The organism is Pseudoflavitalea rhizosphaerae, from assembly GCF_003991355.1.
GTDB classification, from domain to species: domain Bacteria; phylum Bacteroidota; class Bacteroidia; order Chitinophagales; family Chitinophagaceae; genus Pseudobacter; species Pseudobacter rhizosphaerae.
The window spans coordinates 151,557-178,001 of record NZ_RCSU01000005.1 but is presented as its reverse complement, the minus strand read 5'-3'; the positions used below and the strand labels follow the sequence as shown (position 1 = coordinate 178,001).

The window sequence follows — 26,445 nt, the reverse complement described above, 5'->3', positions numbered from 1 at the left end:
TCTAGCTCCAGAGACAGGCGGCGCCCATGATGGCAGCATCCTCCCCCAGCACTGCAGGCCGGAGGTTCATATTTACGCCCTGTGATTCAAAATACTGTTGTGCTACGGGTATGAAACAATCCCATGCCTTTGCAATATTGCCACCGATCACCACCACATCCTGTACAGAAGGCGGGTATTTCATCAGCAATACTTCGCCCAGGTGCTGCCCGAATACATCAAATACTTTTTTCGCATGTTCATTCCTGTGATCTTCCTGCATCAGATCTCTTACACCTGAAATGTCTTTACCGGAAAGTCTTTTGTATTCCTGGACCACCCACCTGGTGCAGAGATAATCCTCTGCCCTGGATGCTTTGAATGGCGTACACCAGAGATCGCCATCCTGTAGATTATGAAAGAAATAACCGGCAGAACCGAGACCGGTACCCAACGTGATGCCGGCAGCATTGGCAAATCCTTTACCTGCACCACCTTTTATCTCTCCCAAAAGGAAGGCAGAAGCATCATTGATGAAGCGGATTTTATCAGCACTGATCTGTAAGGCATCAGCCAGCAATTCCTTTACATTAAGCCCATACAGTGATTCAAATTTGTGCAGACCGGTTATCAGGCTAATCCCATTCTCATAATCGAATGGACCGGGCATGGCAATCCCGATATAACCCACAGGCTCACCCGCTTTTGCAAAACTTCCTTTAATTGCAGCAGCCCAGGCGCTGATCAAGGTTTCAGAAGAACCTGAAGGATCAACTTTTTCGTGGACTTCCGTTTCCCTTAAAAAACGGGCATCGTCCAGCTCCACCATGCAGGCGCTGATATGTGAACCACCAATATCTATTCCGAGGACTTTCATAATTTTTTTCAATTGCATTTAACCGGGGAGCAGTCGCTCGCCTCCCGGCGAGTGACTTGAATTTTGTCGCCTCTGGCGACACTGTGTTCGCCGGAGGCGAACAAATATCCGTCACTCGCCGGAGGCGAGCGACTGCCAGCTCTCCGCACTTTTTAGTCAGCCCCTGTGTTCCATTATTTAGTTACCCCAACTTCTGTTAGGCTGATCTCCCAACCAAATCTCCAGCTCTCCTCCATTCGCAAACGCTTCATGCGGGAAGCTCACCTGTTGCTGATTGGCGCCATTCAGCGTTGCGCGCTGAATATAGCAATTCGCAACACTGTTGTTATGCGTTCTGATCACAAACTGTTTGCCTTTATAATAACGGCTATCAAGTTTGATAGTAACCTGATCGAAGACAGGCGAAGTAATATCATAGGTGGGCGCTATTGCCTCATTACCTGTAAGACTGAACAAACCGATAGCCATCAACGCACTCACGCCGCCCATTTGTCCCTGGTCCTCATCATGCCCCCCATATCCCATATCAGGTGTAACGCCGCCATAGGCCTGCTCCTTCACCCTGCGCACCCAGTACTGGCTGAGCCAGGGCTGGCCGGCATGATTGAACACATGGGCATTGGAACAGCCAGGCTGATTGGCATAGCTGACATAACCATCGTTATAGGCAAATACAAAATCACTGGCAGCAGCTTTTTCAAACGCGTGGTTAAGTTTCTCACACAACACATTTCCCCCTCCCATCAATTTTGCAAGGCCGGCAATATCATGAGACACGCCAAAACTTCCCTGCCAGGCATTGGCTTCTACCCAGCCATCTCCACTGAGAGGATTGTTATGGAGAAACTTGCCATTCGCATCTTTCGGGAACAGCAATTTCTGTGTTGTATCGAAGCAGTTCTTCCAACTGGTGGAACGCTTCATGAAATAATTGTAATCTTTTTTCTTTCCGAGTTTCTGCGCCATCTGCGCTGCGCCCCAGTCCTGGAATGCAGCTTCGATTGTAATGCCTGCATTGCCGGGCCACCATCCTTTTTTGATATAGAATTCCACATCCTGCGGCCTTCCGCCGGGACCGCCACCCAGCATGCCGCCGGGCATCTGGTTGCGTTTGATGATCTCGTAGGCTCTTACAGGATCTGCTTTGGTGAGCAGTCCTTTCATGTAAGTACTTACGATCAGGCTGGCGGCAGGATTGCCCGTCATGATATATGAATACCCCCCACCTGATGGACCTCTTGGGAGAAGTCCTCCATTATTCGCATATTCGATCATGCTGGCGCTCATTTCATCCTGCACTTCAGGCCATGCAAGCCCCCACAATACATTCAGGTTCCATTGTGTGAGCCACCAGGCATCGGAGTTGTACATATTGAACTTCAGACTGCCATCGGTATTCTTCGGTACTGTTTTTATTTTGAATACGGCATCGGTGAAAGTACCGTCGCGCTTACCTTCTGTGCGATCAGGATAATCCCCTGACACATCATTGATCTTATGTCTGCCCAGCAATACATGCCAGAGATCAGTATAGAATTTCACTTTTTGCGCAACAGTTCCGCCCTGCACATCCATCCTGCCCAACCACTCATTCCATATTTCCTGTGATTCTTTTTTCACTTTATCAAAATCCCAGCTACTGCATTCTGCATTCAGGTTTTTCCTGGCATTATCGATGGTTGTGTAAGAGATGGCGATCTTCATCTTCACCTGGTCGCCGGCCTTCACGTTGAAGGCGGCAGTGTACCCTGCGCTGTCGCCTTGTATCCTGCTGATATCTTTTAAGGCTTTACTTCCCTTCCAGCCATCGAGCTCGCCGATTGCTTTATCGAATTGCATCACAAAAAATATCTTCACATCTTTGGGGCCGCCCCAATAGCGATTGACGGAACTGAATGAACCTTCGATCTCATGATCATTCACTTTCCTTACATCCGCATTGGCCATGGTTGCACTGCTCACATGTGTACCCAGGTTGGTAAGTATGCGCGCTTTCATATCCTGCGTCCATGTAAATCGATAAAAACTCACACGATCCGTGGAAGTCAGCTCCACCCAGGATTTCGGCTCATGGAGGAATACACGCTGATAGCCAGGTTGTACTATTTCATCATCGTGATTGAAGCGGGCTTTCCAGGCAGCGGGGCCTTGAGTGGGATCAACTGATGGAGCTAACGGCATCACATCAACGCCGGACAACATCCAGCAATGGATCTGACCAAATCCAAGGATATGATCTTCGTTGTAATTATATCCACCACCGTTCTGGTTCTTATTGCGTGTATGCGGTGCAGCTCCTACCATACCGAATGGCCTGTTGCCGGTGATGAAGAAAATATAACGGCCGCGGTTGGTTTCGATATAAGGATCCACCCAACTCACATAATCTTTACTTTGTACAGGCGATTCATACACTTCTATTTCGGAGAAACCAAGATCACTTCCATTGCCATCCGTAACAACAAACTTTACCCATGAGATTGTTTTATCCGGGAAAGAAATGGATTTTCCCGTACCATCATTGGGCAGTTGGTTCACCCAGATCCGGCTGCCATCACTGAATTCCAGCCTGCCTCCGGCAATATGCTCCTTCAATGAAGCACGATCATACAGCACTATGCGGTTGATCACCTGCGGCGTTTTCCATTCAAGCTGTACCCAGGGAAACCGGATATAGCCCCAATCTGTAGTAACACCTTCACAGGCCCATTCGCCAATGCCATCGATACCGATCCGGCCATCTGTTACGTTTCCACTTCCGAAAGGCCCATCCTTTGAAGTAGAAACCGTAACAGTGGCGTTCGGAGCGATATTGCCAGGGCCGGCCATCAGAACCTCAACCAAAAAACTTGCAATAAAAAACAGGAAATATTTTTTCATGGCAAACGAAAGAGTTTATTGTCTGGATGATTCAGGCCAGTTATCTGTACGAAACGGATAAGCAGGCCAACCTTCCTTGTTACATAAATTGGTTACCGGGTAATTGGTAAAAGCGTATCTGACAGCAACTGGTTTGGGAACAGCTGCAGCCCTTACCCATACTTCATTTCCGTGGATCTCCGCTTTGGCAGGATGGAACTGTTTGTTTACACCTGCAATATAAAAGTGTAATGGCGCTTGTGCATCATTGGTAGTAAGCCCTGCATTTGTGGCAAACGTGATCTTCACCCAATCCCCTTCCACACGCATGCTTTTGTAAGCAGGCCCCTGATGTACGCGCGACTTCCTGTATTGATTGTTCAAAGCCATCTTAGCCAGACGGACCCCCACCTGTTGTTTGTTCCGCGGATGGAGGTCATCGGCCTCACCCAGGTCTAGGATCACAGCCATATCAGTATTCTTCTGCCGGCCACGGACCTTATCCTGCGCTTCCCGGAAATAAGCGTAGTAGTTGGTCCAGGTAGTATCGCCCTCCCATTTGAATGGAGCCACCTGCACGTAATAGAATGGCAGATCGCCCTGTTTGAAAAGTGTTCGCCAGTTGCCGATCATGGCGCCGGTGAGCTTTGTATAAGATTCCCTTTCAAAGCGGTTACTTTCGCCCTGGTACCAGAGAAAGCCGCTGATGCTCAGGTGACGCAGCGGATAGATCATGGCATTATAGAACAATGTGGGACGAACCACTTTCTCGAAAGTAACTACGGAGTCCAGCGGCTCCTTAGCGCGGGCGCTGGTATCGTATGGGTACAGATATTTTTGATTCAGTTCGGGATCAGTCTCCATGGTTTCCCTGCTGGTCCATGCCTGGCAGCTGGAACCGCCTACACTGCTTACCACGAGACCTATCGGCATGTTCAATTGCTGGAACAATTCCCGGCCAAAGAAGTAGGCCACACCGCTAAAGTCCGCTGCAGTTGCAGGAGAACAGATCTTCCAGGAACCATTCACACAATCACGCTCCGGCTTCGATTTAAAATCAGTTCGCACATTGTACAACCTGATCGCGGGGTAATCTGCATGTTGGATCTCCTGTTCGAAATTCACTACACCGCGGAGCCAGGGAATGAAGGGCTTCAGTTCCATATCCATATTGCTTTGTCCGCTGCACACCCACACTTCCCCGATCAGAACATTCTTTAGCCAAACAGTATCCTTACCTGAGGAAATGCGGATGGTATGCGGCGTAAAATCACCGGGCTTCACTTTGGGAACCGGTATTGCGGTTAACCATTCCTGTTGTGAAGTCGTTGTAGAAACAGGTTGTTGCATCCAGTCCGCCTGCACTTCGATCTTTGTACCTGCTGCTGCATTACCCCATACGGTAAAGGGCTTTGCCTGTTGCAGTACCATATCAGACTGGATGGTGTTTGCCAGGGTGAACGATGGAGGAGCAGCAAAAGCGGCCGGGCCGCCAAACACAGCCCAGCCAGAGAATGCTGTATAAAGTATCAGAGCGCGCATATTAGTCGTTTATTTTTACACGAACGAAACGTGGACGGTACAATTGCGGATGTTCTTTTACATCATTGAAGAAGTCGAAAGAGTTCACGTTATAACTGATCAGCAATTCATTGGGCTTCGAGAGCACAGGATGAACTTTCGCATTATATGGGAAGAAGTCCTTGTCCATTGAAACAGATGCGCTGCAATCAAAGAGCCTGATCACTTTTCCGAAGGGGCCAACAGGAGAATGGGACAAACGCATGGACACAAATCTTCCTACCCCTTCTTCCTGGAATACCAGCGCATAGCGGCCATCATCCAGCCTCATCATGCCCAGCTCATTGGAAAGACTGTCTGTAACCGTTTTGATCTTCGTGAGATCATTGGTCCAGCCATTGCCATCAAAGAAACGCCACTGGCCGAAATCCTCTATGGAAGCGGGCTCTACGCGGGCGATCATCAGTTCCTTCTTCATGCCACGGATACCATAGATGTATACATAGCCATCGGGACCGGAAGCGCCAGCTTCTTTCGTATTCACATAAATGCCTGCGCCGAAAGAACCGGTACTGTCTACGCTTTTTCCCAGGAAAAATGGAATATCGATCTGTCTTTGAGTAGTGAACGGCGGCTGGCTATTGCCTGGTAATACCACCAGTGTATTGCCCATTTCCTTAAATGGAAAAGGGGAACCATCGTGTGTATCCTTGATTCGATAGCCGAAAATATAAAGATCATTGTTCTTAGCCTGGTTCACGAACCCATCTCCCATCCAGTAATATTCATCCGAACCGGTTCCGGGTGTATTGGGTACAAAGAGTGATTTGTTTTTTCCATTTTCTTTCGGCCAGTAGAAATTGATGCGGTTACTGTCGGGTTCCGATCCTTTCAGTACAGAAATGGAATTATGGATCATTTCGTAACCTGGTTTCAGTTTGCCATCTTCGCCGATCTCTCCCAGCATGGTATCGCTGAACCAGATGATGGTTTCGCTGCCGGCTGATGAATTGGGGTTCTCGCGGCCGTCACGGGTTACGGCAAAGATGCCGTCACCACCGAACCAGCCGAAAGTGCGTTTGAAGAGGCGGCTCCATTCGGGCGCTTCTTCAGCAGTGAAGGAAACGGAATCCAGGCTGAGTTGCTTCTTTTCTTCAGCTGGTTTTTCCGTGTTGCTGGTGCAGCCGCTCATGAGGAGGGATGCGAAAGCCAGTGAAGCAACCGAAAATAGAACGTTCCTTTTTACATTTTCCATCTTACTACAGTATTATGGTGCAGGAATAAAAGTATAAACGAATTGCTCTTTGTCCGTATAAGGAGGGCCAAGCCAGGAGAGGTCAATCACAATATCCATAACCAATTGGGAACTGGAGATACTCCTCACCTTATATACTTCTACAGTTCGCTGCGCAGGGCTGAACAGGTTGTAGTATTCCCATTGAAACGTTTTTTCATCTTCACTTAATTGCCATTTATCATATACATTAAGGCCTTCCAATCCGCAACCAGGAGCTCCAAAATTCACGCTCATGGAACTATCTCCATTGAATGTGTAAATATTGTCGGGTTCACATGCGTTCAATTCTTCTTGCGGAGGTGTAGCTGTAATGCGAAGAGTAGAGATCAGCTTCCATTTTCTTGAATAGATAATTTCCGCGCCACTGGCTTCCGTGTGAACCGTGAGGTCTTTTTCCGTTACTCTACCGAGATTGTCTGTCAATTTGAAATTGAAACCGACCAGTTTATCAATCTCAGCTTGTTGCAAGGTGTAGTGGAATACATACCTATATTTGTTATCACCTAAAGCAGCAGGATCCACCATTTCTGTACCATAATCTGTATCGGCCTGCAGGTTTACACCTTTGGTGATGGCCAGAGATTTGACCCCGTCCGGCACAACCATATCAAGCGTTACTTCAATATCTTTGGTTGATTTGTTCACAATAAAGTCCGTAGACAAATCCAGCCTGGGAATATTGGGATCGATATCATCCTTATCGCAACCTGTGAAAACAAACAGGCAGACTGCCATCAGCAGTGTAAATGGGAATAGGCGCATGATCGTTAGATTTAATATTTTAGATAAACAGATGTTTCAGTTAAATGCCTTTTGTTTTCCAGAACTGCTCGATCTCTTCCAGCGATTTCTCCTTGGTTTCCGGCACCAGCCTCCACACGAAGAAGAAAGCGATCACAGACATCACCATGTAGATCCAGAAAGTGATTGCGGGACCAACAGAGGATTGCAGCATCGGGAAAGTTTGGGAAACGGCAAATACCGCCACCCAGAGAAAGAAAATGGCAACGGACATGGCTCTTCCACGCACATTTGTGGGGAAGATCTCGGCCACCACTACAAATGTGAGCGGCCCGAGCGAAATAGCAAAGAACGCGATATAGGCCAGGATCGCCACCAGGATCATCGGCCCCTGGTTGAACCCGAAATGGAAAGCAGCCCCTACCAATGCCAGGCAGATGGTCATTCCACCGGCGCCGATCAGCAGCAAAGTTTTACGCCCCCATTTATCTACATAACGGATAGCCACAATCGTAAACAGGGTATTGATAACGCCCACCAGCACAGTCTGCATCAATGCGCTTGATGAGCCGTCGCCACTGGATTTGAAGATCTCCGGCGCATAGTACATGATGGCGTTGATCCCTGTCACCTGTGAAAGTATGGCGAGAATGATGCCGATGAACAGTACATAACGAAGGCCGGGTTTCAACAATGCACTGAAACCGGACTGCCGTGCATCTTCCTGCATGGCAGCGCGAATGGATTGCAGTTCCTCTTTTGCTTTTTCTTCTCCGTTCACTTTTGTGAGCACGTCTTCGGCTTCGCCCAGCCTGTTCTGCTGCGCCAGCCAGCGGGGGCTTTCGGGCACATTCAATAATAGAATAATGAACAACAGTGAAGGCAGCAATCCACTTCCGAACATCCATCTCCAGCCGCTTTCCACATTCCAGGATTCGTTGTGCATTCCGGCGATCCATGCATTCACGAAGTAGATGAGCAGGATGCCGAGAACGATGCCCATCTGGTAAATGGAAATGAGTCGCCCGCGGATATTAGCCGGGGCGATCTCAGAAATATACAATGGAGATAACATGGAAGCGATGCCGATACCGATGCCTCCTATGAGCCTGAAAATAATGAAAGAGTTCAATCCCATGGGAAGCATGATACCGAGGGAGGAAATGGCAAAAGCGAATGCTGAGATCATCAGCACTTTCTTCCTGCCAATGCGGTCGCTCAGACTTCCGGCAAACATCGCTCCGATCACACAGCCTACCAGCGCACAACTGGCCACCCATCCCATCATGGCGGGCGACAGTGAGTATTTCTGCTGAATGAACCCGATGGCGCCGGCAACCACTGCTGTGTCGTAACCGAACAGCAATCCTCCCACTGCCGCCACATAGGTACATTTGTAAACGTATTGTAATCCCTGTTTGTGCATAATCGTTAGTAGTTAGTTTATTCTGTTATCAATCAGATGCTCTGTGCGTACATATGCCTTGATAGTGGCGCACTGCTGCCCTTCACTTTCTCCATATGGCCTGATGGTGTACTCACCGGCATCGGCAGGTACAATGAAGGTTTCAGCATAGTGAACAATAAATGGTTTGAATGCATTGGAAGGACTTTCAACAATAGCTTCCCTTCCTTCGATCAGGTTCAGCACATTGAATCTTCCTTCAGTATGATGTGTGACTTTCTTTGTGAACCAATGTCTCCTTGTTTCAATAAAAGAGAACTCATCCAGCCCTGTCCGTTCTTCTTTCCAGCCATCCCCTTCCGTGATCAGTTCCTTTTTATCGAGGATATGTTCGCGGGTCCATTCGGTGGTGCGGTCCCACTGGATCACATTCCTGCCATGTTCCAGGGAGATGGGGCGTGGTTTTCCATCGAGTCCCATTCGTCCCCAGTCCCACAACTTGAATGTAAAAATGTACGGCGTGGCGCTGATCTCCAGTACAACGCTGTTGGACCCTGAGCAATGCACGGTGCCAGAAGGAATGAGTACATGATCATGTTTTTTGATGGGCCATTTCTGTACATAAGCTTCAGCATCAAAACCGGAGCCATTGTCCTGAGCATCTTTCAGTGCAGCGATCATTTTCTCCGGCACTACATTATCCTTCAGTCCGAGGTACACGAAAGCGCCTTCTTTGGCTTCGAGAAAATAATAGCTTTCGTCCTGCGTATAAGCCATGCCGAATTTTTCGCGGATATATTCTTTCAGCGGATGCACCTGCAGGCTGAGATTGCCACCTTCCATTGTATCGAGAAAATCGAAACGGATAGGGAACTCTGCACCGAATGCTTCGTACACTTTTTTACCGAGCAGTTGCTGCGGCTGATTGAACACGAGGTTGATGCTGGGTGTTTCGAAGATCATATCACCGAATTTCAACAGCAGGCTGTTCTCTTCCGGAACACAGTCGAATCCCCAGGCGAAATTCACCTGGTTGGGATCGAGGCCGATCACTTTCTTCAGCCATTGACCGCCCCAGGGGCCGGGATCAAAATAAGGCACTACGCGAAAAGGCTGTTGCACAGCTTGCCTGAAAGCGGCCAGCAATGCGGCCCCGCGGACCATCTTCGGTTCACCGGCAATTACAGTGTCCAGTGCAAAATCCCAGCGCTCCATGAGTGCAACCTTGTGGCGGTCTATCACTCTCCAGTCAACGAAGAAGGAGCGCTTGTATTTGTAAGCGAAGCTATCAGTGAAATTGGTGGCGCCCAGGTTGCTTACTTCGTTCCTGCGGAAACGGAGCTGGATCTCCCAGCGTGGCATATCCGCATATACGAGTACATCCGGTTTGGGAACAGCCAGGGTAGCACCGATGCCGGTCACAACAACAATTCCTTCTGCTATGGCTTCCACTTCCTTTTCCATGTCAGCAAGCAGATTTGCATCAAAGAACTGGTCCAGTTTCAACGGAGAGATATAACCGAAAACAGGATCATCAGTTACATAAGGGTACACCATCTCATTGATGGTTTGCTCTGGTAACAGAGCGGATGAAGTCTCAAAGATCCGGGCAGTTGGGAATCCTTTACGAATTTGCGTTACCACTTCAGTCAATTGTACGCCATGATAACATTCCACGGCAATTACAGTGCGTTTCTTTCCGGCAGCAGAAGCCTGCTGCTCCAGGGCTGTGATCACGGACGACCAGCCGCTCCATCCTTCGTAACCATCTACACTGATGGCGGGGTACTTGTCAAAATTTGAAATTTCCAATGCTCGGTCTTTAAAAGTGAAACAATATCTTGAATCGTCTTTACGCTAATATCCGTTGTTGGGCAGATTGGTATTGAGTTCACGTTCTGTCTGCGGTATAGGGAAAAGATAATTTCTTGCTGCTGGTACCACACCGGGCTTGGCTTGCGGCACCAGGGTTTCCAGGGTATTGGTGCGCGCGAGATCGAACCAGCGATGGCCTTCGGCTGTCAGTTCCAGTCTTCTTTCTTTCAACACGGCTGCGCGGAAGGCGTCTTTGCTGAGCCCATCATAATCGGGTACGGTATTCCGGTAGGTAGTGCCGTCGAATCGGGCGCGCTTACGCACCATATTGATATACTCATGTGCTTCATCGGGATGATTGTCTTCATTCATCGCTTCAGCGTACATCAACAGTACGTCGGAGTATCGGATCACGGGAAAATCCTGTGAACTCTCATTGCCTTTTGGTTCGGCTACCCTGTCCCAGTACTTCTGGATATACGGCCGGATAGTAATAGTAGAACCATCAGTTTTAGTAACGCTGGTGATGAAGGTCACTTCCCTTCTCCGGTCCTCCGCATCATAGCTGTCGTACAACTGCTGTGTAGGATACTGCCATCCCTGGGCATTCACCACACCTGCATCTCCGAGTTGGGGAGGCAGAAGGCGAACGAGGAATTGTCCTACTTCCCAGAAGATGATAGCGCCACCGGCATCTCCAAAACCAACGGAGAAAACTGCTTCCTTGCCTCCGCGACTGGAGAGTTTGAAGGCATCTGCAAAATCTTCCCAGAGATCATATTGTTTGGAATCGATCACCACTTTGGCTTGCTCCGCTGCTTTGGTCCAGTTCTTCTCGGTGAGATAAACTTTGGCGTCCAGCGCATAGGCGGCGCCTTTAGTAGCGCGTCCCCTTCCCTGACCGGGATCGAAACTGAGCGGCAGATCGGTCTGTGCTGATCTCAGATCGGCATGGATCTGTGTGTAGATATCTGCCACTTCCGCAACGGGCGGTCTCAGCGGCTCCACTTCTTTCAATACGAGCGGGATCTTTCCGAACATGCGCACCATGTTGAAATACATGAGACCGCGGAGGAATTTAGCTTCACCCACCAGCCTGTTGCGCAGGTTCACATTCATATCGATGAGGGGTATGCGCTCGATAGCAATATTGGCCAGGGTGATGGTCTTGTAATGCATCGCCCAGATCTCCTGCAATGCTGCATTCTGCGATGTATAAGTGAAAGTGCCCAGTTGATCGAATTGCGGAGCGCCTACCTGGTTATTGATGAGCTCATCGGAGGCCAGTCCTGCAGTTACCCAGAATGTGCTGTGGTACACGCCTGCCGTGGACCCTGTGTTGATGGAGTTGAGGTAGGCATAGATGGAATTAACCGCAGCGATGGCATCCTGTTCTGTTTTATAGAAATTGTTGATGTTGACCAGGTGTTTAGGGTCCTCTTCCAGGAACTTGGAGCAGGAACCCAGGCTCAGTAAACCGATACCGAGCATTATGGCGAATGATGTTTTTCTTGTTTTCATTTTTTCAGCAGTTTACTTTTTTAAAGCCCGAGGTTGATGCCGAAGATGAAGGTCTTTGCCTGGGGATAACCGCCCAGATCCAGTCCCATCAGCGTGGTTGACTGACCGAAAGCATTGGCTTCGGGATCAAAACCTGAATAATCGGTGATGGTGAAGAGGTTGGTGGCGCTTGCATACAAACGCAGTCTCTTCAGGTGCATCTTTTTCAGCAACCTGGTGCTGAATTCGTAACCCAGTTGAATATTCTTGAGGCGGAGATAGGAAGCATCTTCCACGATGTTTGTAGAGATGAGACCATTGTCGAGACTACCAGCCGCCAGTGCGCGTGGGTATTTGTTACTGGGATTAGTGGGCGTCCACCTGTTCAGGGCTGCTTCTGCCAGCAGGTTGGTCTGGCCGTTGAAGTTGAGCAGGTCCAGGTTGTTCAGGTTCGCCATTTTGTTTCCCTGGGAACCCTGGAAAAAGATGTCGAGGCTCCAGTTTCGGAAGTTCAGGTTATTGGAGAAGCCCCAGGTGAATTTCGGTGTGGCATAACCGAGGATTACACGGTCGTTCACATCGATCTTCTTATCGCCGTTGATGTCTTTGTATTTACGGTCGCCTGCTTTCGCATGTGAGGCGGCGTTAGGTCCTGTAGGTTCCTGTCCTACCAATACCGGGCTGGAAGCTGCTTCAGCATCGGTCTGGAAGATGCCATCGAACACATATCCGTAGAAAGCGCCAACAGAGAGGCCCTGGCGGAGGATCAGTCCACCCATCAGCGGAATATCGTTCTCTGAATTGAGGTTGGTGATCTTGTTGCGGTTGATGGAAATATTGATGGCGCTGTTCCAGTTGAATTCCCCTTTTATATTTTCGGTGCGGATATCGAAATCGAAACCATGGTTCTCGATATTACCGATATTCATCACGGCGAAACCAAATCCGGAGGTTGTTGGAATGGGTGCATTCAGCAGCAGGTCATTCGTTTTCTTATGATAGAAATCTGCTGTGAGCGCAACCCGGTTGTTGAAGAGACCGAGATCGAAACCGATATCGAACTGACGGGTGGTTTCCCATTTCAAATCAGGGTTCACATAAGTTTTCGGCTCCAGGCCGGTATAAACTTCGCTGCCCTGGCTGCTGTTGAATACCCCTTCACCGAAAGCATCCACTACTGCCAGTGATTGATAAGGTGGTATCGATTGGTTACCGATCACGCCGTAGCTGGTGCGCAGCTTCAGATTGCTGATCTGGTCCACATCTTTCATGAAGTCCTCTTCCGAAACGCGCCATGCAAAGGCGCCAGATGGGAAGAAAGCATACTTGTTGTTGATACCGAATTTGGAGCTGCCATCAATACGGCCGGTAAGCGTGAAAAGATATTTGCTGTTGAAAGTATAGTTCAGGCGGCCGAGGTAAGAGATCATACTCCAACTGCTTTCAATATTGACGGGCTTCTGCGGTTTTTGTCCGGCGTAAATATTGTGATAGCCTGTATGGTTGCTGGGAAATCCGAATGCGATCACATTCAGCCTGTCCATATTGAATCGCTGCATGGTATAACCCAGCAATGCGTTCACACGGTGTTTGCCGGCAAAAGTATTGTTATAGGTGAGCGTATTCTCATTCAACCAGGTCATTCCATCTGATTTGCCAAGTGATGCTTCGCCTTCACTGGCCTGTGTGCGCTTCAGGAAATTGGGACCGAAGCTGCCTTCTTCAATGGAGAAGGCGTCAACGCCGAAGCTGCTGCGGAATTCCAGTTGTTTGGTGATCGCGTATTTCAGGTAGGCATTACCGAGAAAGCGCGACATAGCCGTGTTAGAAATATATTCTTTGGCTTCTGCTATCGGGTTGCCCAAAGTTTTGCCTAAGTAAAATCCTTCCCTCCTGTTCTCATAAGTGTAGCCACCGGGACCATTGGGATCATACACCGGGAAAACCGGGTTGAACTGGATAGCGCTGAGCACTACTCCCGGAACGATCTGCTGGTCGTTGGTGAGTACGCCTTTGCTGTTCACGCGTGAGTATGCGAGATTGGCACCCACTGTGAGTTTATCATTGATCTGACGGTCCAGGTTGGCGCGGAAAGAATAACGTTTGAAATCGGAATTGAGGATGATGCCATCCTGTGAGAACAGTGATCCCGAGATGTTGTATTTTGTTTTTTCATCACCGCCGCTTACAGAAGCCTGGAGATTGCTGATGGGCGCAGTGCGAAAAAGCTCGTCCTGCCAGTTTGTGCCCTTGCCGAGGTTCCTGGGATTCACGTACACCGGCATCTGGTTGGCATTCATCCTGGCTTCGTTGTAGAAATTGGCGAATTGTTCCGCGTTGAGGAGGTCCAGTTGATTAGCGATCTTCTGGTAGCCGTGGTAGGCTTCAATATTCACTTGTCCGTGTCCGCTGCGGCCACGCCTGGTAGTGATAAGCACCACGCCGTTAGCGCCGCGTGCCCCGTACATGGCGGTGGCCGAAGCGTCTTTGAGGATCTCGATCGACTCAATGTCTCCCGGATTGATGCTGGATAAGGGGCCGAGCCTGGGGCCGCGGGTAACGCCGCCGTTCACATCGCCACCATCGCTGTTCACCAGCATGCCATCTACCACGTAGAGCGGTTCATTGGCGGCATTGATGGAGCTGGTACCCCGGATACGGATGGAAGGCTCGCCCCCGGGCTTACCCGAAAGTGTGGTTACCTGCACACCTGCGGCGCGGCCCTGGAGGGCCTGATCGAAGGATGTGGCCGGGATGGCTTTGAGCTCATCCGCTTTCACGGACACTACGGAACCGGTGAGATCGCTTTTACGGGCAGTTCCGTATGCGATCACCACCACCTGGTCCAGCTCTGCATTTACATCTACTAAAATAATGTTGAGGGAGTTCCTGTTACGCAGCGGAATTTCCTGCGTTATGAAACCGATGTGCGAGACAACCAGTGTGTCTTTTCCGGCAGGCACTGCAATGGAGAACTGACCGGTTTTGTTGGAGGCCACGCTCTGCATGAGGCCTTTCACAGTAACTGTAGCCCCCTCGATTGGACTGCCGGAGGCGCTGGTGATTTTTCCTGTTACCTTTCCGGGTGAATCCTGGGCGATGGCCGGGATGATGCACCACAGGAAAAAAGCGGTGAACAGGGCAGCAAGCTTGTCGTTAGATGAATACTTTCTCATTAAATAAGCATTGAAGAGTGTGGGGATCAAATGTCCGAATGTTCGTACATATTATAGCATAAATTTTTTTAAGGTTCTGTGGATAAGGTTCAGAGGCCCTGGTTAGTGACGTTCTATGTCGATTGTATACGTGAACCTGTCGGCCCTGTAATGACCGAGGTTATATTCGATGGGACGATCGCCTGCATCACAGACCACGCGTTTGCGGAAGAGAATGGGCGCGCCGGGTTCAACGGCCAGCAGTTTGCTGATCCGCTTATCGGCAAGGATAGCGCTGATCCCTTCTTTGGATACGGAGGCCACAATATGATGATCGTTCTCCAGCATCTCGTATAATGGTTTGTTGAAATCGTCATCGGTGGTAAGACCGGTACGGGGATGGAAATAGGAAATGAAGTGAACGATGGGTTCGCCGTCCAGGCCCTTTACGCGCTCCATCTTCAGCACAGTAGCGCCTGGAGCGAGTTTGAACAGTTGCTGGATCTCTTTGTCCGGCACCACATTGGACACCTTGATGCTGTAGTTGCGGAAGGTCATCCCCTTCTCGTCCATTTCGTGGGTGAAGCTGCTCCATTTGTCGAGCTTGGTGGAAATATTGTTGCGGGCCACTGAAGTGCCTACGCCTTTCTTTCTCACCAGTAAACGTTCATAAACAAGTTTGTTGGTGGCCTGTCTTACTGTACTGCGGCTCACGCCCAGCTTCTTGGCCATATTGATCTCATTGGGCAATAGTTTACCATTCTGATACTCGGGCTTGGCGATCAACCTGCGTAGCAGATCCTCTACCTGGGCATGTAACGGAAGCGCGCTCTGATGATCAATTTCCAACTTGTCCTTATCCATGTGAGCTTGTTTATATGTTCGTACATACTAAATTAAGGAGATTTGGGAAGATGCCAAATTTTTTTTGAGTGGTGCACAAAAAAAGCGCCGACCATCCGGTCAGCGCCCCAGTATAGAAATTCTCATGTAATCTTTGGTGCTTATGCTTTTGCCTGCAGGTCAACTTTCAGGTTGATCTCTTCGCTGATAGCATCGTCTTTCTGACCAGGATAGGTAATGCCCCAGTCGTGACGGTTGATATTGAAATCAGCTTTCGCTTTGAAAGAAGCCGGAGTGCTTTCAACAACATCGGCATCGAAAGTGATGTTCTTGCTGATACCTTTCAGTGTAAGGTTGCCAGAGATCTTCAGCTTGTTGGAACCGGAGTCTGCAACAGAAGTGATCTCGAAATTAGCTTCGGGATACTTGGCTACATCAAAAAAGTCGGCCGCCTTCAGGTGACCTTCCAGTTTTGCTTTGTAAGTAGTATCGGTGATGTCTGCATTCGAAATGGAATTCATGTCGATAGTGAATTTACCACCGGTCAGTTTTCCGTCCTGTACATTCAGGGTACCGCTTGAGATCTTGATGGTACCATTGTGCTTGCCCGTTACTTTGTTGCCCAACCAGGCGATGCTGCTCGCTGCAGGGTCAACAGCCAGACCTTCACCAGCTACGGGTTGAGTGGTTGAAACACTGTCTGTGGTTTCAGCCTTTTTTCCTTCAGGATTGTCAACGCAGCTTGTCAGGAATACAGATCCGCCTAACAGCACAAAGAGAAGTTTTTTCATGTTTTCCTTTTTAATTTGATTGGTTGAAAAAATACAACCGGCCTCCGTCAGAGGGTGAAATTGACCGGTTTCTAGAATGACTTACAACAAAACAAACGCCAAACAGTTTTTGTTGTTGAAACATCATATTTATTTTTTTCGATGGGTCCAGCTGCAGATAATTTTGTCTAATAACCTCTTAATCAACTACTTCTAAAACCAACTGCGAAACATCGATCAAAATTCTTTTTCTGATTTCTCATCGGAAATTCGATGCAAAACGGGTTGATTGATTCATTCAGTATTTGCCGGGGCAATCCCGCCGGAAATTTTCCATTATTTTGCAGCCCTTTTTCCCGCCATCAATCAAAAATCATGAGCATCTTCCCTAGCAGCTATTCTACCCTGTCCGCAGCCGCCCTCGGTGCCTTCATCGAACAGAAATATGGCTTTTCACCTGTACAGTGCCGTTATAAACTGCGAGGGTATTGAAGGCATCCGCCACGGCATCCTGTATCAATTTGCTACAGGCGCTCCCATCATAGAACAGAATGATGAACAGACCATACAATCCGCCCAATACCTGGCCCGGCTACATCAAAAAACAGAAAACCTGGAATTACCTTATAACAGGAAGGAGTATACGATAGATTCATTGCTCCATGAACCTTTGCGCGCCATCCGGCCGGCCTGCGAATATTTCAATCTTACAGAGCAATACTATCAGTTGGAATCCATTGCTGCAAAGCAACTGGAAACGCTCAATAAACTGAACAGCTCTGCATTCGCTACAGGTTATTGCCATTATGATTTCATGCCCAAGAACTGGCACCATGATCAGCAGGGCGCAATCACTTTATTTGATTTTGATTTTGCAGGCAAGGGATGGTTGATGAACGATATCGCCTCCTATGCCATCTATCTTTCGCTCCTTACCCCGGATAAACCGGATGCACAAAGGCGGCTTCAACTCTTCGTTGATGCATACTCGAAAATACGGATGCTGCAACCGGAAGAGCTGAAAGCGCTGTCCGCGTTGGGTTTTCTCTTTATTCTCTTTTACCTGAAATACCAGTATGAGAATTTTGAAGACCATACCAATGTATATTTCGGTCCCAGGTTCCTGAGAGAACGGATGAAGCAAATCGGGTATTACCTGAACTTCACAGAGGGATTGTTTTGATCCGGGGATTTACGCCCTCACCACTTCAACATTTTCCTTTTTCACCATTTTCAAAAACCTGAATGCCAGGAAACCTGCAGCGAAAGTGAGACCGGTGATCAGCCCCAGCCACATACCCGATGCGCCCAGATCCAGTTGGAAAGCGAAGTACCAGCCCACAGGGATACCAATTACCCAGTATGCCACGGCAATCAGAAATGTAGGCGCTTTAACGTCTTTGATACCACGAAGCAATCCTGCGCTGATAGCCTGCGTGGCATCGCTGATCTGGAACACGGCAGCAAAGAGCAGCAAGGTGGCGGCCAGCGCAATCACTTCGGTATTATCGTTGAACAATTGAGGTAATAAAAAGCGAAAAGATGCAAAGATGATGGCGCAGAGAACGCCATAGATCAGGGCCGTGATCATGGTGCTTTTACCAATGAGGTTGATCAGGCCCCAGTCCTTTCTCCCAAATGAATTGCTCACGCGGATCGATCCTGCCTGCGCCAGTCCCATGCTCACCATGAAAGTGAATGCAGCAAGGCTGAGTGCAATCTGGTGCGCAGCCTGCGCCACAGCGCCAAGTGTACCGATGATGATGCCAGATACGGCAAAGGCGCCGGCTTCCATGCCCAGTTGTAAACTGCTGGCCGTACCGATATGCAATAACTCACCCATCGTTTTGCGGCGAATTTTCCATTGTGAACCGCGAACGGAAATATAGGGCCGGAAGATCTTATGACGGAAAATCACTATCAACAACACGAAAAACATCAGAGTCCTGGTGATCAGCGTGCCCCACCCTGCTCCCACCAGTTCCAGCCTGGGTGCGCCCCAGTTACCATAAACAAGCAGCCAGTTGATGAACACATTGAGGGGAAGCGAAATCAGCGAAAGCACCATGGCTGTTTTCGTATATTCAAGACCGTCAGTGAACTGTTTCAGAGTCATGAACATGAGCATCGGGATCATGGAAAGGCTCATGAGCTTCATGAAAGGCACTGCATGATGCACCACTTCAGGGTCCTGACCCAGGTGATACAAAATATCCGTACCGAAACAAAGCGACAGCGATATAACGATCCCCATTACCGAGCAGAGCACAAATCCATTGAAGAGATAATGCGAAACCTGCCCGTCGTCATTCCTGCCATTGGCCATGCTCACCATCTGCGATACGGCGATGGTCATACCGATACCAAACACCAACGGAATATTAACAGTGTTGATCACGAGGGCTACAGCGGCAAGCTGGTGGTAATCGATGGAGCCCACCATGGCGCTGTCTATAATATGTAATGCCATCTGCGCCAGTTCCCCGATAATAATGGGAATGGCCAGTTTGATAGTAGCTGATGCTTCAGTTCTCAGTCCAATACGCTCTTTGTTCATAGAATCGGCAAAAATAAAATTGTTCAGGGGGAATAACAGGACAAATGTCCAATTGTTTGACCCCTATTTTTCGGCGGTTCAACTTTCATCCCCTTATAATCCGCTCCCGTACCCGTTTTCAGCGACTTAATAATTTTTTCTTCCAGATTTTTTTTGTAGAATTCAAAACATCACTAATTTTGCTAACACTGTTAGGTAAAATTCAAATATGGGCATAACAGAAAGACGGCTGCGGCAGCGTGACGAGGTGCGCTCAAGCATTCTGGCTACCGCATGGAGGATCGTAACGGAAGAGGGATGGCAATCACTCTCCATCCGCAAGATCGCCGACGCCATCGAGTACAGTGTGCCGGTAATCTATGATCACTTTGGCAGCAAGGAAGATATCCTGTTAGAGTTTGCACGGGATGGATTCAGATTGCTCACAAAGAAAATGGACCAGGCCAGGAACAAGCATGCAACCCCTGCCGGCCAGATCAAAGCAATGGCAGACGCCTACTGGAATTTCGCATTCCGCAATAAGGAATACTACCAGGTAATGTTCGATCTCGGCATCCCCTGTATAGAACAGGAAAAATGCATACCCGAGAAAGTGGGATTCAGGGAACTGATGATTCAACCCATCAATGCCATCCTCGGAAAGAATGCGAGTGAAGACAATGCCTGTCTCAAAAGTCATACGTTCTGGTCCATCCTGCATGGGCTCATCTCTATCAAAATGATGCGCACTTCAGATATGTGCGATGAACTGAATAAAATGGTTTTGGATGATGCCATCAGCGGCTTCATCAAAAACCTGACTCCTTAAACGGAATTTTTTTTCCCGAAATCGCTAACACTGTTAGGAAATATAGCAGTGTTACAACATTAACTGACGCGATCCGCCTGCCTGAATGGAAACTTAACCTCCGGTAAACACTGAACAGTAAAACAGAACAGATACAATAGATCCGTGAAAATTGTAATTACAAACGCGGGGAGTTTTCTCCCCCCAAACAACCATGTTATGCAACCATTTCTGAAGACCAATGGACGAGCCTTGAAACCGTTTCTGACTGTCCAACTATACGCCCTCATTTCCGGCGTACTTATCACCTCCATTATATTATCCGCCTGCGGATCATCAGCCAATCCCGGACAGGGATTTGCCGCGCCGCCCCCTCCGGAATTACCGGTAGTGGCTGTGCCGACCGCTCCGGCTACTACTTACCGTGAGTATGCCGCCGCCCTGGAAGGCAAAGTGAATGTGGAGATCCGCCCGCAGGTAGCAGGCTTCCTGGAAAAGATCTATGTGGACGAAGGCGCTTTCGTGAAAGCAGGCCAGCCACTCTTCAAGATCAACGACAGGGAATACAGCGAGACCTACAACAACGCCAAAGCAAGTCTCACTGCCGCACAGGCGAATATCCAGCGTGCGAAAGTGGAAGTGGACCGTCTCACTCCCCTGGTAGCCGCCAAAGTGATCTCTGAAGTGCAGCTTAAAACCGCACAGGCCAATTACGATGCAGCTGTTGCAGCAGCCGACCAGGCGAAAGCAATGGTGGGTAGTTCCCAGATCAATATCGGGTACACACTCATCAAAGCCCCTGTGAGCGGTTATATCGGCCGCATTCCTTTCAAAACAGGAGCGCTGGTAGGAAAAGGCGAAGCACAGGCACTCACCGTATTGTCTGACGTGAGCGAGATGTATGCTTACTTCTCTCTCAGCGAACCTGATTTCATCGCTTTCAGGAACCAGTTCGAAGGCAATACCCTGGAAGAAAAAGTAAGAAAGGTCCCTGCAGTTGAACTGCTGCTGGCTGACGGCAGCGTATATACGCAGAAAGGAAAACTGAGCACCGTTGATGGTCAGTTCAACAGAACGACTGGCGCCATCAGTTTCCGCGCTTCCTTCCCCAATACAGGCGGAACGCTCCGCACAGGCAACACCGGGAGGGTTCGCATCCCGAAGCTGATGCAGTCCGCACTGGTGGTTCCGCAGGAAGCCACTTTCGAGATCCAGGACAAAGTATTCGTATTCGCACTGGCAGACAGCAATAAGGTGGTGAGCAAACCGCTGGCTATCTCCGGTAAAACAGCCAATTATTATTTCGTGTCGTCCGGTATCACAGCTGGTGAAAAGATCGTGTTCTCCGGAGTGGGCAATCTCCGCGATGGTATGGCCATTGTGCCCCAGCCTATCTCCGCAGACAGCCTGCTGAAGGCAAAACCGCTGTAAGAACCAATACATGATGCTGTCAGTCGCTCGCCTCTGGTGAGTGACCGGTATTTGTTCGCCTCCGGCGAACACCGCGTCGCCGGAGGCGACTAAATAAAAATCACTCGCCGGAGGCGAGCGACTGGCAGCACTCAAAGCAAAATCAAATTCCATGTTTAAGAAATTCATTGAACGACCGGTACTATCAACGGTTGTATCCATCATACTGGTGCTGTTGGGGATCATCTCACTGACCACCCTGCCGGTTACACAGTTCCCGGACATCGCACCGCCCAGTGTTACCGTTACCGCCAACTACCCCGGCGCCAATGCCGAAGTATTAGCGCGCGCGGTGGCCACCCCCATCGAAGAAGCTGTGAATGGCGTGGAGAACATGACCTATATGACCTCCAACTCCAACAACGACGGCTCCATGACGCTCTCCGTATTCTTCAAGCTGGGCACTGACCCTGACCTGGCAGCGGTGAACGTTCAAAACCGGGTATCCAAGGCCGTTAGCCTGTTGCCTGCTGAAGTAGTTACCGCCGGTATCAGCACACAGAAGCAACAGAACTCCATGATCATGGTGCCTGCCCTCTACTCTACCGACAGCCTGTTCGACGAAACCTTCCTTCAGAACTATGCCCGCATCAACCTGATCCCCGAGATCCAGCGTGTGCCCGGCGTAGGTCAGGCCATGAGCTTCGGTTCCAAAGATTACGCCATGCGGATCTGGCTGAAGCCGGACAGGCTCGCCGCCAATAATCTCTCTCCCCAGGATGTACTCCGCGCAATCCAGGAGCAGAATATGGAAGCGGCTCCCGGCCGGTTCGGACAGAGCAGTACCGAAAGCTTCGAATATGTACTCAAATACAAAGGCAAGGGCAATCATGGCGAAGACTATGAGAACATGGTACTGAAAGCCAGTGCAGACGGATCTATCCTTCGCCTGAAAGATGTGGCCCGCGTGGAATTCGGATCATTCAATTACACAGTGGATAACAAATGGGGCGGTAATCCCGCCATTGGTATCGCCATCTTCCAGACGGCAGGTTCCAATGCCAACGAGATCCAGATCGCCATCAACGAAGTACTGAAAAAGAATGCCGAGCTCTTCCCCAGGGGCCTGCATTACATGAACATGTACTCTACAAAAGAGTACCTGGACGAATCCATCGACCAGGTGAAACATACCCTGATCGAAGCCTTTATCCTCGTATTCATCGTGGTGTTCATCTTCCTGCAGGATTTCCGCTCCACGCTGATCCCCGCCATCGCAGTGCCGGTAGCCATCATCGGTACTTTCTTCTTCATGCAGCTCTTCGGGTTCAGCATCAACCTGCTGACGCTGTTTGCACTCGTGCTTGCCATCGGTATTGTGGTGGACGATGCCATCGTGGTGGTGGAAGCGGTACATACGAAGATGGAGCATACAAGATTGCCGGCGCGTGAGGCCACTATAAAATCGATGCAGGAAATTTCCGGCGCCATTATCTCTATCACGCTCGTGATGGCTGCGGTTTTCATTCCCGTAGGTTTCATGCAAGGCCCTGCCGGTGTGTTCTACAGGCAGTTCGCCTTCACGCTGGCCATCGCCATCCTCATCTCTGCGGTGAACGCGTTGACGCTGAGCCCCGCGCTTTCTGCGCTCTTCCTGAAGAACCCGCATACAAATGACGAGCATGGACATGCGCCGAAAAAAGGATTCACACAGCGCTTCTTTGCCGGGTTCAACCGCGGCTTCAATGCCATGACGGACCGTTACGGACGCAGTGTGAAATTCCTGGCCAAATTCAAATGGATCGCCATCGCCGGCCTGCTGCTGGTAACAGGCGCAACCTTCTGGATGGCCAAAACAACACCAACAGGCTTTATCCCTGCGGAAGACCAGGGTTTCATTCTTTACAACGTTACACTGCCTGCCGGTTCATCACTGGATCGCACCAAGGAAGTGATCACGAAAGCAGAAGATATTATCAGCAAGATGGAATCCGTGGAAGCTTACTTCAGTGTTACCGGTTTCAACCTGCTGAGCAACTCCGCCAGCTCCAATTACGCGATCGGTTTTGTTCGACTGAAAAAATTCGCAGATCGCGGAGCCGTGAAAAAGCTCGCGGACAATATGGGAGCATTGCAGGGTGCGCTGGGCGCTATCAAGGAGGCCAGCATCTTTACCTTCGCCTTCCCTACGGTTCAGGGCTTCGGTAATGTGGAAGGTTTCGAATTCATTCTGCAGGACCGCAACAACGGTCCGGTTGATAAACTGGGCGGCATGGCCTGGGCCTTTGCCGGTGAACTGATGAAGCGCCCGGAGATCGCGATGGCCTTCACCACTTTCAATGCAGGCAACCCGCAATACATGGTGGATATCAATGAAGCCAAAGCAAAACAACTAGGCGTTTCCGTTAGTGATATCCTCAATACCATGCAGGTGATGTACGGCAGCACTTTCGCATCCGACTTCAACCGTTTCGGTAAGTTCTACCGGGTAGTGGTGCAGGCAGATGTTGAATACCGTACAAATCCGGAATCACTGGGCAACATGTTCATCAAGAACAGTTATGGAGAGATGGTGCCCTTGAATACGGTTGTAACCCTGCAGAAAACATATGGTCCTGAAACAGTAACACGCAACAACCTCTTCAATGCCGTTACCATCAACGGTATGCCGAATCCCGGCTACAGTACCGGTGATGCCATCAAGGCGGTTGATGAAGTGGCAGCACAATTCCTGCCCCGTGGATTCAAACACGAGTGGACAGGTATGAGTAAAGAAGAGATCGCCGCAGGTGGACAATCAGGAGTGATCTTCCTCCTTTGCGTGATCTTCGTATACTTCCTGCTGGCTGCGCAATACGAAAGCTACCTGCTTCCGTTTGCCGTTATCCTGAGCATTCCCTTTGGGATCTTCGGGGTGTTCCTCTTCATCAAACTGGTAGGCATCGATAACAATATCTATGTTCAGGTAGGATTGATCATGTTGATCGGTCTGCTGGCTAAGAACGCCATCCTGATAGTAGAATACGCGGTGCAGCGGAGACGACAGGGCATGACCAGGCTGGATGCCGCGCTGGAAGCAGCAAAGCTTCGTCTGCGCCCCATCCTCATGACCTCCTTCGCCTTCATTGTGGGTATCACCCCGCTGATGCGCGCCACCGGATCATCCGCACAGGGTAACCGGAGTATCAGCTTCGGCGCCGCGGGTGGTATGCTTACAGGAGTTATCCTCGGCGTATTCATTGTTCCGGTACTGTACATTATTTTCCAGTACCTCCAGGAAAAAGTATCCAGGAAGAAAGAAGAGAAAGAAGTGTTTGTTGCTGAATAATTAATAATCGAAGTATGACAACCATCAACACCAAATTATATAAAAGCATTGCTGTGGCGCTGGCCCTTGCAGGATTCTTATCCGCCTGCAAAGTAGGCAAGAACTATCAGCGTCCTGAACTGCCTTTGCCGCAACAGTTCAGTGCTGCGGACTCCGCCAATTCCGTGAGCTACGCAGACACCAGCAGCATTGCGGATATAGAATGGAAAGAATTCTTTACTGATCCCGCATTGCAGGCATTGATCAGCAAAGGCATCACTTATAACAATAACCTGCAGGCCGCCATCAAAAGAATGGACCAGGCGCAACAGCAGGTCAGGCAAGCGAAGCTGCTGCAATTACCGGATGTGAACCTTCAGATCCAGGGAAGCATCAACCGCCCGTCTGACAATAGTTTGAACGGTCTCAGTGTTGGCACCTTCCTCGGCAAATCTTATGTTGAGAATTATGTGACCTCGCTGAACTTCAGCTGGGAAGCAGATATCTGGGGTAAGATCCGCCGTCAGCAGGAAGTGACCATCGCTTCCTACCTGCAACAGCAGGAAGCCGTAAAAGCGGTGCAGACACAGCTGATTTCGGATATTGCTCAGGGTTATTACAATCTCCTGATGCTTGATAAGCAGCTTGAGATCACAAAGAACAACCTTTTGTTGAACGATAGCCTGGTGCTGGCCACCCGTGCACTCCGCGATGGCGGCTCCGTTACCACCCTGGCCGTTCAGCAGGTGGAATCTCAAAGGCAGGCCACTGCCCTGCTGATCCCGCAACTGGAAGAGAGTATCGTGATGCAGGAAAATGCACTGCAGTTGCTTACCGGACAAAATCCCGGCAGCATCGAAGGCAGAAGCACGCTGAGCCAGCAAACCCTGCGCGAACAATTATCTGCCGGTCTTCCCATTGCCATGGTAAGCCGCAGGCCCGATGTTCGCAGCAGCGAAATGGCCCTCACCGTTGCCAATGCACGAGTAGGATTGCAGCAGGCCAATATGTATCCTGCGCTCAATATTACAGCAGGTGGTGGTCTTGAATCTTTCAAGGCCAGCAACTGGTGGAGTGTTCCCAATTCTTTGTTTGGCATGGCCGCAGGCACCATCCTGCAACCCATCTTCAATCGCCGCAATCTCAAAACCAATTATGAGGTTGCCAAATTGCAGCGTGAAGAAGCAGTGGCCAATTTCCGTCAGAGTGTATTGCAGGCCACTTCAGAAGTGAGCAATGCGCTGACCCGGACTGCCAAACTCAAAGAGCAGCGCGTAATTGCCGATGCACAGGTAGACACATTGCGTTCCGCCGTGCAGAATGCGCAGTTGCTGTTCAAATCAGACATGGCGAATTATCTTGAAGTGATCACCGCGCAGACCAATGCACTGCAGGCAGAGCTTAATGTGGCCACCATCCAGCGCAGCCAGCTCGGCGTTGTTGTTGAGCTCTACCGCTCGCTGGGCGGGGGTTACAAATAAATATGTATGGGTATCGGTTGAAGTTGAAGGGCCGTCTCGCAGGAGATGGCCCTTTCTTTTCGCAGTGGCCGGTGGCTCGCCGGCGAGCAAATCCGGCTCTCTGCCGGAATATGGTCAGTCCGCGCAGCCTCAGTGATCAGG

At 49.7% G+C, this 26,445-nt stretch carries 17 protein-coding genes; 5 read left to right on the top strand and 12 right to left on the bottom strand.

Annotated features, from left to right (window positions below; translation table 11 throughout):
• Position 1: 1 nt before the first annotated feature.
• From D9Y29_RS10520 to D9Y29_RS10470, 11 genes are all read right to left on the bottom strand, one after another.
• On the bottom strand, positions 2-856 hold the full coding sequence (locus tag D9Y29_RS10520; RefSeq protein WP_164735355.1) for an ROK family protein: 855 nt from the start codon (positions 854-856) through the stop codon (positions 2-4).
• Positions 857-1,033: 177 nt separating this feature from the next.
• The gene (locus D9Y29_RS10515; protein WP_127127792.1) at positions 1,034-3,736 is read right to left on the bottom strand and encodes a GH92 family glycosyl hydrolase; all 2,703 of its coding nucleotides are present in this window, start codon (positions 3,734-3,736) and stop codon (positions 1,034-1,036) included.
• 15 nt (positions 3,737-3,751) lie between these two features.
• Positions 3,752-5,257, bottom strand: coding sequence for a sialate O-acetylesterase (locus D9Y29_RS10510; RefSeq protein WP_127127790.1), 1,506 nt, complete (start codon positions 5,255-5,257; stop codon positions 3,752-3,754).
• Between the two features lies 1 nt (position 5,258).
• Positions 5,259-6,491: a DUF4185 domain-containing protein gene (locus tag D9Y29_RS10505; protein WP_127127788.1), complete on the bottom strand. Its 1,233-nt coding sequence runs from the start codon at positions 6,489-6,491 to the stop codon at positions 5,259-5,261.
• A gap of 12 nt (positions 6,492-6,503) precedes the next feature.
• Positions 6,504-7,295, bottom strand: a complete 792-nt coding sequence (locus D9Y29_RS10500) for a hypothetical protein (protein ID WP_127127786.1) — start codon at positions 7,293-7,295, stop codon at positions 6,504-6,506.
• Between the two features lie 40 nt (positions 7,296-7,335).
• Entirely contained in the window at positions 7,336-8,700 is a 1,365-nt protein-coding gene (locus D9Y29_RS10495) for a sugar porter family MFS transporter (RefSeq protein ID WP_127127784.1), read from the bottom strand.
• A 12-nt stretch (positions 8,701-8,712) separates the two neighbouring features.
• On the bottom strand, positions 8,713-10,491 hold the full coding sequence (locus D9Y29_RS10490; protein ID WP_127127782.1) for a class I mannose-6-phosphate isomerase: 1,779 nt from the start codon (positions 10,489-10,491) through the stop codon (positions 8,713-8,715).
• Between the two features lie 45 nt (positions 10,492-10,536).
• Positions 10,537-12,015, bottom strand: coding sequence for a RagB/SusD family nutrient uptake outer membrane protein (locus D9Y29_RS10485; RefSeq protein ID WP_127127780.1), 1,479 nt, complete (start codon positions 12,013-12,015; stop codon positions 10,537-10,539).
• Positions 12,016-12,035: 20 nt separating this feature from the next.
• A complete protein-coding gene (locus D9Y29_RS10480; protein ID WP_127127778.1) occupies positions 12,036-15,170 on the bottom strand; it encodes a SusC/RagA family TonB-linked outer membrane protein in 3,135 nt (1,044 codons plus the stop codon).
• 102 nt (positions 15,171-15,272) lie between these two features.
• Positions 15,273-16,013, bottom strand: a complete 741-nt coding sequence (locus D9Y29_RS10475; RefSeq protein ID WP_127127776.1) for a GntR family transcriptional regulator — start codon at positions 16,011-16,013, stop codon at positions 15,273-15,275.
• Between the two features lie 140 nt (positions 16,014-16,153).
• A complete protein-coding gene (locus D9Y29_RS10470; RefSeq protein ID WP_127127774.1) occupies positions 16,154-16,783 on the bottom strand; it encodes a YceI family protein in 630 nt (209 codons plus the stop codon).
• 424 nt (positions 16,784-17,207) lie between these two features.
• Here D9Y29_RS10470 and D9Y29_RS10465 point away from each other — a divergent pair, with 424 nt between their 5' ends.
• Complete coding sequence (locus tag D9Y29_RS10465; protein WP_127127772.1) at positions 17,208-17,945, top strand: phosphotransferase enzyme family protein; 738 nt, start codon at positions 17,208-17,210, stop codon at positions 17,943-17,945.
• A gap of 9 nt (positions 17,946-17,954) precedes the next feature.
• On the opposite strand, the gene D9Y29_RS10460 is transcribed toward D9Y29_RS10465, so the two are convergent.
• Positions 17,955-19,319, bottom strand: coding sequence for an MATE family efflux transporter (locus tag D9Y29_RS10460; RefSeq protein ID WP_241237894.1), 1,365 nt, complete (start codon positions 19,317-19,319; stop codon positions 17,955-17,957).
• A gap of 208 nt (positions 19,320-19,527) precedes the next feature.
• Here D9Y29_RS10460 and D9Y29_RS10455 point away from each other — a divergent pair, with 208 nt between their 5' ends.
• The 4 genes from D9Y29_RS10455 to D9Y29_RS10440 all read left to right on the top strand — a co-directional run bounded on the left by D9Y29_RS10455 (position 19,528) and on the right by D9Y29_RS10440 (position 26,304).
• On the top strand, positions 19,528-20,127 hold the full coding sequence (locus D9Y29_RS10455; RefSeq protein ID WP_127127770.1) for a TetR/AcrR family transcriptional regulator: 600 nt from the start codon (positions 19,528-19,530) through the stop codon (positions 20,125-20,127).
• A gap of 198 nt (positions 20,128-20,325) precedes the next feature.
• Positions 20,326-21,537, top strand: coding sequence for an efflux RND transporter periplasmic adaptor subunit (locus tag D9Y29_RS10450; RefSeq protein ID WP_127127768.1), 1,212 nt, complete (start codon positions 20,326-20,328; stop codon positions 21,535-21,537).
• 151 nt (positions 21,538-21,688) lie between these two features.
• Entirely contained in the window at positions 21,689-24,844 is a 3,156-nt protein-coding gene (locus tag D9Y29_RS10445) for an efflux RND transporter permease subunit (protein ID WP_127127766.1), read from the top strand.
• Between the two features lie 14 nt (positions 24,845-24,858).
• Positions 24,859-26,304 carry an efflux transporter outer membrane subunit gene (locus D9Y29_RS10440; protein ID WP_127127764.1) on the top strand — a complete coding sequence of 482 codons (1,446 nt, stop codon included), beginning with the start codon at positions 24,859-24,861 and terminating at the stop codon, positions 26,302-26,304.
• Positions 26,305-26,445: the final 141 nt, after the last annotated feature.